The organism is Methylophilus sp., assembly GCF_035460085.1.
Lineage (GTDB): Bacteria > Pseudomonadota > Gammaproteobacteria > Burkholderiales > Methylophilaceae > Methylophilus.
Map to the genome: position 1 here is coordinate 25,323 of NZ_DATHWZ010000023.1, position 12,075 is coordinate 37,397.

Annotated in this window: 11 protein-coding genes; all 11 read right to left on the bottom strand. The window is 52.6% G+C overall.

What is annotated here, in order from left to right; all coding sequences use genetic code 11:
- Positions 1–32: 32 nt before the first annotated feature.
- Positions 33–992, bottom strand: coding sequence for a complex I NDUFA9 subunit family protein (locus VK958_RS03780; protein WP_325239126.1), 960 nt, complete (start codon positions 990–992; stop codon positions 33–35).
- Positions 993–1,175: 183 nt separating this feature from the next.
- Complete coding sequence (locus VK958_RS03785; RefSeq protein ID WP_325239128.1) at positions 1,176–3,179, bottom strand: transglycosylase SLT domain-containing protein; 2,004 nt, start codon at positions 3,177–3,179, stop codon at positions 1,176–1,178.
- Between the two features lie 105 nt (positions 3,180–3,284).
- On the bottom strand, positions 3,285–3,467 hold the full coding sequence (locus VK958_RS03790) for a hypothetical protein (RefSeq protein WP_325239129.1): 183 nt from the start codon (positions 3,465–3,467) through the stop codon (positions 3,285–3,287).
- Between the two features lie 14 nt (positions 3,468–3,481).
- On the bottom strand, positions 3,482–4,417 hold the full coding sequence (gene lpxC / locus VK958_RS03795) for a UDP-3-O-acyl-N-acetylglucosamine deacetylase (RefSeq protein WP_325239130.1): 936 nt from the start codon (positions 4,415–4,417) through the stop codon (positions 3,482–3,484).
- Between the two features lie 80 nt (positions 4,418–4,497).
- Positions 4,498–5,667 carry a cell division protein FtsZ gene (gene ftsZ / locus VK958_RS03800; protein WP_325239131.1) on the bottom strand — a complete coding sequence of 390 codons (1,170 nt, stop codon included), beginning with the start codon at positions 5,665–5,667 and terminating at the stop codon, positions 4,498–4,500.
- A 63-nt stretch (positions 5,668–5,730) separates the two neighbouring features.
- Positions 5,731–6,969 carry a cell division protein FtsA gene (gene ftsA, locus VK958_RS03805; protein ID WP_325239133.1) on the bottom strand — a complete coding sequence of 413 codons (1,239 nt, stop codon included), beginning with the start codon at positions 6,967–6,969 and terminating at the stop codon, positions 5,731–5,733.
- Between the two features lie 26 nt (positions 6,970–6,995).
- Entirely contained in the window at positions 6,996–7,700 is a 705-nt protein-coding gene (locus tag VK958_RS03810) for a cell division protein FtsQ/DivIB (RefSeq protein WP_325239134.1), read from the bottom strand.
- A gap of 3 nt (positions 7,701–7,703) precedes the next feature.
- A complete protein-coding gene (locus VK958_RS03815; protein ID WP_325239135.1) occupies positions 7,704–8,636 on the bottom strand; it encodes a D-alanine--D-alanine ligase in 933 nt (310 codons plus the stop codon).
- Complete coding sequence (gene murB / locus VK958_RS03820; protein ID WP_325239136.1) at positions 8,633–9,523, bottom strand: UDP-N-acetylmuramate dehydrogenase; 891 nt, start codon at positions 9,521–9,523, stop codon at positions 8,633–8,635. Before murB ends, VK958_RS03815 begins: the two co-directional genes overlap by 4 nt.
- Complete coding sequence (murC, locus tag VK958_RS03825; protein ID WP_325239137.1) at positions 9,520–10,914, bottom strand: UDP-N-acetylmuramate--L-alanine ligase; 1,395 nt, start codon at positions 10,912–10,914, stop codon at positions 9,520–9,522. Before murC ends, murB begins: the two co-directional genes overlap by 4 nt.
- Positions 10,911–12,005: an undecaprenyldiphospho-muramoylpentapeptide beta-N-acetylglucosaminyltransferase gene (murG, locus tag VK958_RS03830; protein WP_325239139.1), complete on the bottom strand. Its 1,095-nt coding sequence runs from the start codon at positions 12,003–12,005 to the stop codon at positions 10,911–10,913. Before murG ends, murC begins: the two co-directional genes overlap by 4 nt.
- Positions 12,006–12,075 lie beyond the last annotated feature (70 nt).

Consider the following 12,075-nt stretch of genomic DNA (forward strand, 5'->3'; position numbering starts at 1 on the left):
TACCCATAGAAAAATACGCAGAAACGACGCTGTTAACGCCTGGCGTTAATCACACGCCCTGCTGCGGCACGGAACTCATCATAAGCGCCACGCGGATTATTTTCCACAAGATAGCCGGAAATTACAGCGAACATATCAGTGGGTACCACGCCTAATTCGTTTGCCATTGGCTGTTGACAGACGTTGTCGACTTGCATGGATTTGACATTGTCGCGCGACAATAACTTAACCGGCAACCATTGCATAAAACTACCCTGCAACAGCGACATCCTAGGGCTTAAACCGATAATACGGCGTTGCACACCAATCGTCTTCATGACGGCTTCCATCACTTGCTGCAAAGTCATGATCGCCGGGCCACCGAGTTCATAAATCCTGCCATAGGTCGCTGGCTCATCTACAGCCGTGACGAAAGCAGTTGCCACATCTTCAACCCAGATAGGCTGAAACTTGGCTTGTGGCATTGCCAGCACCAGCACGGGCACATACTGGATCAATTTGGCGAATAAGTTAATAAAGCTGTCACGCGCCCCAAATATTACCGAGGGGCGGAAGATGGTGACATGCAATTTTTTACTGGATTCCATCACAGCCTGATCTCCGGCCGCTTTACTGCGCAGATATTCGCTAGGCGCGCTAACTGAAGCCTGTAATGCGCTCATATGCAGCAATCTGGGGATGCCTAATTCAACACAAAGTTGCGCCACGCGTCGCGGCAACTGGTGATGCATTTTTTCAAAGCCGTTGTCGCTGGTCTGGTGCAGAATACCGATCAGGTTGATGACAGCGTGACTACCTGCCAGCTGTGCTTTGAGTGCGGCATGGTCGTTGATATCGCACTCGACCACCTGCACATAAGGCAACAAAATCAGGTGCTTGGCCTGCTCCCTGCGTCGCGTTAGCACTTTCACCTGATACCCGGCCTGGTCCAAACCGGCCACGACACTGCTACCTACAAAACCGCTACCGCCCAACACTGTGACTGTCTTCATATCGCTTGTTCCTGATGCATGTTCGTATTAAAGAAAGTTTTGATTAAACTAATTTAGTCGCCACATTTTTTGCCCAAATAAGATACCCGTAAAACCTATTCATCGCGTCTTATCTGACTGACCTACTCACTTAAGCCTTACTTCAAAGGCTTGCTTAAAGATATTGTACAGAAAAAAGTCAGGCTACTCTTGATCTGTAATCGTGATGGTCGTGATCACGCTTTCAGCATCCGCCACCGCACCGCTATTACGCGCAGGAATAGTACCCAAACGCTTTTTAAGCGTGATGGCCGGCAAGCCCAGCCGGGGTGCGTACATGTGGGCGTTTGCCAGCACTTTTTTCACATAATTGCGTGTTTCACTGAACGGGATGGTTTCGGCATAAATCGCGCCTTCCAATGGCACGTTGGCTGCCCAGCGCCGGGCGCGGCTGGGGCCGGCATTATAGGCGGCGGTCGCCATGGCTTCCTGGCCATTAAATGTATCCAGCGTATAACGCATGTAATAGGTACCCAGGTTCACATTGGTATCTATGTCGTGCAACATGCCATCACTGTAGCTGATCCATCCTAGTTTTTTGGCAATCCACTTGGCGGTCGCCGGCATCACCTGCATCAATCCGCCAGCGCCGACTGACGATTTGGCATAGTGCATAAAGCGGCTTTCCTGCCGGATAATGCCGTATACCCAGGCTTCATCGATCGCACGTGCTTTTGACGCTTTTTGCAGGTAATCGCGGTAAGGTGTTGGGTAGCGTAATTCAAAATTATGGGTACGGCTGGTTTTATCAGCTGCCAATACCGTTAAGTCGTACCAGCCTTTCAGTAAGGCATATTGTGCCGCGACTATCCGAGAAGGGTCGTCCAGTGATTCAAGTAAATACATCCATTCCAGCCGGGCTTCATATCGCGCTTCGGCATCAAACAGCGCCTCAATCCGCTTAATGCTAGCCAGCCGGGCAAACTGCCGGATTTCGTCATCAGCGGGTTGATAAATAGCCATCGGCTCACCGGCGACAGGTCCAAGCTCTTCCGCCGCCAGCCAGCCGTAAAAATGTCTTTCCTGCGATAACTTGGCCAGCAAAAGGTTGGCTTCCGGCGCCTGGCCTTTGCTTTTAAGCGACCGCGCTTTCCAGTAACGCCACGTATGCTCTTCAGATAATGCATTCGGCATGCTATTAATGATCTTCAGCAATGCCGTCCAATCCTGTTCCCGTAGCGCACTACGGGCATACCACTCCCATTGCTCATTATTCAAAATGCCAGGCTCGACTCTGGCAAACGCCCTCACAGCCTCAGGCTCATGTTTTCTGGCTGATTCCAGCGCGATATAAGCTTGTATCAGTTGCCGCTCTTCATTAGAGAAGAGCCCGCTGTATTTCTGGTAACTGGTTTGCGCCAATGCGATATCCGCTTTGGCCTGGCGATGGATGGCAAAAAGATACAGGGCACGGCCATAAGCTGACTTATCCTGAACATTATTCTTTTTAAGCACCAGCGCGGGGTTTTGCGCCACTTCATCCATCTGCTTGAGCAAAGTAACATCGGTTTTACGGCTACGTTTGGCTAATGTTTTTGCCAAGCCCGGTTTATTGGCAAACAAGGCATTTCGGTACACGGTGAGTAGCAAACTCTCATCGAGCACACCCACTTGTTGCAGCGCTTCCAGCATACCCTGGCAATCGGCTGGCAACTCTTTGCCTGACAATAGTAAGGTTTTGCCATCCTCATAAGCATTCGGGTCATCCAGCGCAATGCCTGCCTGCACCTGGAAACACTGGTTGCCCATGTCATTCAATGAGTAATAGTTGGGAATCTGCGCGCGAATTTCAACAAACTGGTCCCAGAATTGCACCCGCCCCAGGCGTTTCAGCCAAAGTTCTCGCACGCGCTGGGATAACAATGATTCGTTGTTTTCCTGCAGGAAAGCCTGGATCTGGTAATAGGATAATTGATCCATGGTCAGGATCATTTGCCAGTATTGCAAATAAGGCGTGAGCGGTGATTTACGTTGCTTGAGCGTCTCCAGTGACTCGCTCAGTAGCGGCAGGTTTTTAGTCTGGTAAGCCTGTTTGGCTTGCAAATAGGTTTCAGTATCGCCAGCGTAAACCGGCGCTGCAAGCATGAGCATGCACGGTGCCAATAAACAGGCAGCAATGGAAAGGAGATGACGGAATGTATTCTTCATGAGTCAATAATCACAGAGTCTTACTATGCTCACGTGAGCACTTACGATAGCGCCCCACTTTACGCAAGTGCACCTGACTCATCACGTGGATCTAGAGGGAAACAATCAAATTCTGGCCAGGCGACTCAGAAAGAAAAACAGTAACAAGAGCAGTAATACCACGAAACCGACTTTCCACACTTTTTTAAGCCATTGCCAGTAGCGCAAGTTGCCGGTTTGCCAGCCTAGCAATGCCAGCACCAGTGTACTGAGCACCAACACTGCAAATAATATCCGTATCCACCACATAATCTTGTTTACTCTTAAGCAGCAGGCATAAATGGCGCTGGACTAAAGTAGTCACGTTGCCGCACAAACCCTACCGGTGCCTGGCTGTCAGCAAACGTGCAGTATTCCCATGCGGTGTCATCTCTGAGTAATGCCCTTAGCAACTGGTTATTTAAGGCATGTCCGGATTTGAAAGCCGAAAACTGGCCGACAATCGGATAACCCAGGATATATAAATCGCCGATGGCATCAAGTACTTTGTGTTTAGCGAATTCATCTTCGTAGCGCAAGCCACCACCATTCAGTACTTTGTATTCATCGAGCACAATCGCGTTATCGAGGCTGCCGCCTTTGGCGAGGCCATTTGCGCGCAGGTATTCGACTTCGTGCATAAAACCAAAGGTACGCGCACGACTGATTTCGTCGACATAACTTTGGCTATCGTAATCAATATTGACCGTTTTACCTGAAAACTCGAACACAGGGTGTGCGAAATCAATCGTAAATTCGGCTTTGAAACCATGATGCGGTGTAAATTTTGCCCATTTATCGCCATCTTGTACTTCTACCGGTTTCAGGATACGCACAAATTTCTTTGGCGCCTCCAGCTCAGCTAAGCCGGCCGTTTGTAATAAATAGATAAACGGCCCCGAGCTGCCATCCATGATGGGCACTTCGGCTGCCGTTAATTCTATCAATACATTATCCACCCCCAGACCGGCGAGGGCGGACATCAAATGCTCCACTGTGGCAACGCGCGCACCTGAAAACTCTAGGGCGGAGCTCAGGCGAGTGTCATTCACTGCCGTCGGGGTGACCCGCATGGCAGGCGTATCGGGCAAATCGATGCGCTTGAACACCACTCCATGATCAGCAGGCGCAGGTTTGAGCGTCAGCGTGACTTTCTCACCGCTGTGCAGCCCAACCCCGGTCGCGCTAATCTGTTGTTTAAGCGTGCGTTGCTTTAACATGGTTTTCTCTTTTATCAGTGTCTGACTAGTATTATAAGCCAATCCCACTTCCAAGCCGACAAGCAATCACTGCCTGAAGGTTAATCAGCCTGCTTACGCAGGAAAGCCGGAATATCATATTCTTCAATACCGGAATTCTTCATGGCTTCAACCTGGGCACGACGGCTGTTGCTGGTAAACACGGCCGGCTCATCTTCTTCGACCACATTCTGAAAGATAGGCTGATTGGTGGTACCGTCACGCAATGTGCTCGTGGTCATGACTTTCAACTCAGGTTTGGCCTGACGCTTGCCGATAGAGCCGTTCAAACCGGTCGCTACCATGGTCACACGCAGGTTATCAGCCATCTCTTCGTCAATCACGTTGCCGATAATCACGGTTGCATCTTCTGCGGTAAATTCTTTGATGGTGTTCATCACATCATAGTATTCACGCATTTTAAAGCTGCTACTGGCAGTAATATTCACCAGTACGCCACGTGCATTGGCCAGGTTCACATCTTCCAGTAACGGGCTGGCAACGGCTTGCTCAGCTGCAATACGCGCACGGTTAGGACCAGTCGCTTCAGCGGAACCCATCATCGCCATACCCATTTCAGACATCACGGTGCGTACGTCAGCAAAGTCGACGTTCACCGTACCCGGGCAGTTGATGATTTCGGCGATACCTGAAACCGCATTCTGCAACACGTCGTTGGCCGCGCGATAAGCTTCCATCACTGTCACATCTTCACCCAGCACATCCATCAGCTTTTCGTTAGGGATAACAATCAGAGAGTCAACGTACTGGGAAAGTTCTTCCAGGCCCTCTTGTGCGACTTTTGCACGTTTGCCTTCGAAAGCAAACGGCTTGGTCACCACGGCAACGGTCAGGATACCCATTTCACGTGCCACTTCCGCAATGATAGGTGCAGCACCGGTACCAGTACCACCACCCATGCCTGCAGTGATAAACAGCATATCCGCACCATCGATGGTCTCCGCAATGCTGTCACGGTCTTCCAGTGCGGCTTCGCGGCCGATTTCAGGCTTGGCACCAGCACCCAGGCCCTTGGTAATATCCGCACCAATTTGCAATACTACTTTGGCATTACTCTTCTTCAATGCCTGCATATCCGTGTTGGCGCAAATGAACTCAACACCCGGCACCATCTTGGTCATCATGTGCTCAACGGCGTTACCACCGCAACCACCGACACCAATTACCTTGATCACAGCGCCTTCATTCTCTTTATCAAAAATTTCAATCATACTAACCCTCCATTGCCTATTATTTGAGTGATTGGTTTGCCCCGCACACTCGCCCTAAAAAAGTTAAAAATTACCCGTAAACCAACTCTTCATTCTCTCCAGCAGTCGACCAACCGAGCCCGACTGTAAATTCCCTACCATTTGTTTTTCTACCTGCTGCTTGGCCATCAATAACAAGCCTATGCCGGTGGCATAACGCGGATTACCAACGACTTCGGACAACCCTTCCACATAACGCGGAACACCCAGGCGCACCGGTGTATGGAAAATCTCTTCGCCCAACTCAACCATGCCGCGCATCTGCGCAGCGCCACCGGTGATGACGATGCCGGAAGCAATCATCGATTCCATGCCACTGCGGCGCAGTTCCTGTTGTACAAACTCGTATATCTCTTCCACGCGATCTTCAATCACCTCAGTCAATGCCTGGCAAGACAATTGGCGCGGCTCACGGCCATCGACTGCCTGCACTTCAACCACTTCACGTGGATCAGCAAGCTGCCGCAAGGCGCAGCCATGCTTGACCTTGATCTCTTCCGCTGACTGGGTAGGCGTACGTAATGCCACCGCGATATCGTTGGTAATCTGGTCGCCAGCGATAGGGATCACAGCGGTATGGCGGATCGCGCCATTTTTGAATACAGCGATATCAGTGGTACCGCCGCCAATATCCACCAGGCACACGCCTAGTTCTTTTTCATCTTCAGTCAGCACAGACTCACTGGAAGCCAATGGCTGCAAAATCAGGTCGCTCACTTCCAGGCCGCAACGCTTGATGCACTTGACGATATTCTGGGCCGCGGCAATGGCGCCGGTCACAATATGCACGCGCACTTCCAGGCGTATACCGCTCATACCTAATGGTTCACGCACATCCTCCTGGCCATCGATAATAAATTCCTGGGTCAGGATATGCAGGATCTGCTGGTCAGCCGGTAAGGCAATCGCCCGCGCGGTATCGACCACGCGGTCAATGTCGCTCTGTGACACTTCACTCTCTTTAATCTTCACCATGCCATGTGAATTCAGGCTTTTGATATGGCTGCCGGCAATCCCTGAATACACGGTGTTGATTTTGCAATCTGCCATCAATTCGACTTCTTCGATTGCGCGCTGGATGGCTTGCATGGTCGAATCGATATTCACCACCACGCCTTTTTTCAGGCCGCGTGACGCATGCTGACCCACCCCGATCACCTTCAATGTGCCTTCAGGCAATATTTCAGCCGCAATCGCCACAATCTTGGATGTGCCGATATCCAGACCGACGATTAAATTTTTATCTTCTCTGACTCTACTCATGTGTTTTCCTTGCTTCTGGCTATCCCTTAAGCCCCGTTGCGCGGCATACGCAACGCAAAGCCATTGGGATAACGTAAATCTGCATACCGCCAGTCGCTTTCTGCGATAGCTGGCTGCTGGGTGTAGGCAGCCACAAATTGTTGTAAACGCTGCTTGGCGGCTTCACGCCCCAGCATCATTTGCCGCTTATCAGTGGTCTTGATCTCCCACGCCCGGCGGGAGGACAAGCTCAATTGCTGAATCTGCAACTGCGTCACCGACAACGTCTGTGCAAAACTGGCATAGCCCTGGGCCAGTTCTTTTACCGCATCGCCTGGCCCGTAAAATACCGGCAACTGCGCATCGGAAGCTGCCTGGAACAATTCACCATGGCGATTCACCAAGGCCACGCCACCCCAGCGGCCCAGCGCCTGATGCTCTTCAATCTGAACCACGATGGTGTCCGGCCACTGGCGACGCACACTGACCCTGCGCGCCCACGGCAGCTTTTCAAACGCAGTGCGGGTGCGCGGCAGATCCAGCGTATAAAAATTACCTTTTAAATATTTGCTGACGATCAGCTGGATCTGTTCATGATTCACATGGTCCAGATTGCCTTCCACCTGCACATGCTTGACCGGGAAGATCGGCAGATGCAATACCACAAACAATAGGGCGTACAGCATCAGCACCACTGCCAGTGAAAACAGCAGGTTGGCAGTCCAGTTCAGCAATGTCGGTCTATGCCACATCGTCTATTCGTTCCCGTGTGAGGCCTTCAATGTTTGCTGCAAAATGCTAATTACCAGCGCATCAAAATCCAGTCCAGCCGCTTTGGCTGCCATTGGCACCAGGCTGTGGTCAGTCATGCCCGGGCTGGTATTCACTTCCAGGAAGTAATGCTTGCCAGCCTCATCCATCAAAAAGTCCACTCGTCCCCAACCACTGCAACCTAACACCTTGAACGCCTGTAACGCTTCTGCCTGAATCTGCTTTTCCTGGGCTGCAGACAGACCGCTAGGGCAACGATATTCGGTATCGTCACGCAGGTACTTGGCTTCGTAATCGTAGTATTCGTTTTTCGGCACGATGCGTATAACGGGTAGCGCGATATCACCCAGGATGCCGACCGTGTATTCACCACCCCCAACAAACTGTTCGGCAATCACCAGCGGGTCAGAGGCTTTTGCCAGCGTATAGGCCTGAGCCAGTTCACCAGCCTGTTTGACCTTGCTGACGCCTATGCTGGAACCCTCATTGGCGGGTTTTACAAACAGCGGCAGGCCCAGCTTCGCAACTACAGCATCATTAACCGTAGTGTCGTCCATCAATACGTAATCAGGGGTGACTACACCAGCGGCAGTCCATAACAGCTTGGTGCGCCATTTATCCATGCCCAGTGCAGATGCCATCACGCCACTGCCGGTGTAAGGGATATCCATCAATTCCAGTGCACCCTGTATGGTGCCGTCTTCACCAAAGCGGCCATGCAAAGCAATAAATACACGGTCGAAGCTTCTCAAGGCAGACAGCTCTTGCGTGGCAGGGTCAAAGGCATGCGCATCCACACCCTGTCGCTGCAGCGCAGCCAATACTGCAGAACCGCTTTTTAGCGACACTTCACGCTCGCCGGAACGTCCACCGAATAACACGGCCACCTTGCCAAATTTTTGCTGTATTGCACTCATGCTCTTGAAACGCTTTCCCCAATGACTTTCACTTCCTGTATCAATTCCACACCCTGCTTTTCATGCACTATGGTTTTGACACGCTCTATCAGTGCCTCAATATCTGCTGCACTTGCATTGCCCAGATTCACAATGAAATTGGCATGCTTTTCTGATACCTGTGCCCCGCCGATGGTGGCGCCTTTTAAGCCAGAGGCCTCAATCAACCTCGCGGCAAAATCGCCTTCCGGATTACGGAAGGTTGAACCGGCACTTGGCATATTCAGCGGTTGGCTCGCCAGGCGCTTGGCCAACAGCTGTTTAATCTTTTCGGCAGATGCTTTGCCATCGCCGTGAGGCACGGCAAACCAGCCCCCTAGAAACCACTCATCCGCCACCGGGTGTGTCACATGCCGATATACCGGCTTGTACTCTGCCCGGTCGCGCACTTGTACCGCACCACTGCGGTGTATGGTTTTCACCTGATCTACCCATTGCCAGGTTTCACCGCCATAGCAACCGGCATTCATCGCCAGTGCGCCGCCGACTGTGCCGGGGATACCAGCCATAAACTCGGCACCAGCACGATCATGACTGGCAGTAAAGCGTGCCAGCTTGGCGCAGGTGACGCCGGCATCGGCATACACCCGCTCACCTTGCATTTCCAGTTGCTGCAAGGCCTGATGCATGACCACTACCGTACCGCGCACACCACCATCACGTACCAGCAAGTTGCTACCCAGGCCGATGAATGTCAGTGGCTCATCCGCTGGCAACTGTTGCAGGAACTGTTGCAGTTGCTCGACACTTTCTGCCAGCACCAGCTGGTCAGCCTCGCCACCGACACGCCAACTGGTGTAGCGGGTCAGTGGCTCGTGCTGCAGCACTTGCAAGGCTTGTGCACTCATAGCGTCGCCAGCTCCCGCGTTTTCGCTGCCACGCTACCAATATTGCCGGCACCCATCACCACCACCACGTCATCAGGTAACAGGCTCTCGAGGATTGCCTGCGGTAAAGCTTCTGACGTTTCTACAAAACGCGGTTCGACTTTGCCATTGACGCGCACGGCACGAATCAGGCTTCGGGTATCGGCAGCCACTATTGGCGCTTCTCCGGCTGAATAAACCTCTGTGAGCAATAAGGCATCAACGGTAGACAGCACATTGACGAAATCTTCAAAGCAATCCCGCGTGCGGGTGTAGCGGTGCGGCTGGAAAGCCAATACCAGGCGTCGTCCAGGAAAAGCACCCCGCGCAGCCGCAATCACTGCCTGCATTTCAACCGGGTGGTGTCCGTAATCATCGATCAAGGTCGCATGTCCGTTGGCGACGGGGATTTCGCCATAGCGCTCGAAGCGGCGGCCTACACCCCTGAACTCGGCCAGCGCTTTCAGGATCGCCGCGTCAGGGACACTCAACTCGGTGGCAATCGCAATCGCCGCCAGCGCATTCAGCACATAATGATGGCCTGGCAGGTTAAGGGTGACTTCGTTGCGCACCGTGGTGCCATTCTTGCGGATCAGTGTGAAATGCATCCTGCCACCATCAGCGACAATATTTTCTGCACGGATACTGGCATCTTCATGCGTGCCATAAGTCGTCACCGGGCGTGTCACGCGTGGCAGGATTTCACGCACATTGGCATCATCGATGCACATCACGGCCATGCCCCAGAACGGAATCTGCTGCAGGAATTCCACAAACGCAGTTTTCAGCTTGTCGAAGCTATGCTCATAGGTATCCATGTGGTCCTGGTCAATATTGGTGACCACCGCCAGCACCGGGTTCAGGTGCAGAAAAGAGGCATCCGACTCATCGGCTTCCACCACTATCCATTCGCCGGTACCCAGTTTGGCGTTGGCACTCGCTGCTTCCAGCTTGCCGCCAATCACAAAGGTCGGGTCCATGTCAGCCTCTGCCAGGATGCTGGCAATCAGGCTGGTCGTCGTGGTTTTACCATGTGTGCCTGCCACGGCTATACCCTGCTTGAAACGCATCAGTTCGGCCAGCATCAGCGCACGGGGAATCACCGCGACCTTGCGGGCGCGGGCAGCGATGATTTCCGGATTTTCTTCATTGATGGCACTGGAAACCACCACTACATCGGCATCACCCAGATGCCCGGTCGCATGGCCCTGATACACAGTGGCGCCAAAGCCTTGCAGGCGTTTGGTGGTTGCATTGCTGGCCAGGTCGGAGCCGCTGATCTCAAAGCCAAGATTCAGCAACACCTCGGCAATGCCGCTCATGCCTGAACCACCGATACCGACAAAATGGATTTTTTTGACTTTATGTTTCATACAATGCTTTGTTTCTCATTTGCTGTTGCCAGCTGCTGGCAAATTTGCGCTACTTGCTGTGTTGCGTGCGGCCGGGCCAAAGCCCGTGCCTTTTGTGCCATGACCATGCAGATGCTGCGGTCCAGCGATTTCAAGGTATCCGCCAACTGCTTCACGTCCAGGTCTGCCTGCTGTATCAGCAAGGCAGCCCCCGCCTGTTGCAGATAGGCGGCATTCGTCGTCTGATGGTCATCTACCGCAAACGGGAATGGCACCAGGATGCTGGCTGCACCTACATTTGCAAGTTCAGCCACAGTCAATGCGCCGGCACGGCAAATCACCAGATCAGCCCACGCATATACTTCTGCCATATCCTGGATAAAGGCACGGCAATCGGCTGATACACCGGCCTCGGCATAAGCTTTTTTCAGTGCTTCAATATGTTTTTCACCCGCCTGGTGAATAATCTGTGGGCGTTCATTGTGTGGCAGTTGTGCAAATGCTTTTGGCAGCAGCGTGTTCAATGCCGCTGCGCCCAGGCTGCCCCCCACTACCAGCACACGCAGCACACCACGGTGCTCTGCAAAACGCGCTTCCGGTGCCGGCAAGGTCGTAATGGCTTCACGCACAGGATTACCCACCGTTTCGCCTTTATTGCCGAGCGCATTCGGGAACCCGGTCAACACGCGGTCAGCTATGTTGGCCAATACCTTATTGGTTAACCCGGCAACGGAATTCTGCTCATGGATCACCAGTGGAGTGCCTGCCAGTTTTGCCATTACTCCGCCCGGAAACGCAGCAAACCCGCCCATGCCTAATACCACATCAGGTTGATGCTGCTTGATCGCCTCTCTGGCCTGTGCAAATGCGCGTGCCAGTTTCACCGGCAATGCCAGCCAGCCCTGCAAACCTTTGCCACGCACCCCTTGCATGGTCATCATGGCTTTGTCATAAGGCTTGTCGGCGATCAGGCGATTTTCCATGCCACCTTCGGTGGCCAGCCAGACGATCTTCCATCCCAGCGCGTGCAAAGCGTCAGCCACAGCAATTGCGGGATAGACATGACCGCCGGTCCCGCCAGCCATCACCATTAAAGTTTTTTGATAGCTCATGTTTGCAGACCTTTCTGCAAACGCTTGTTTTGGCTTCGACCGCTACGCTTAACTTGTTCAGCGTGCGCTG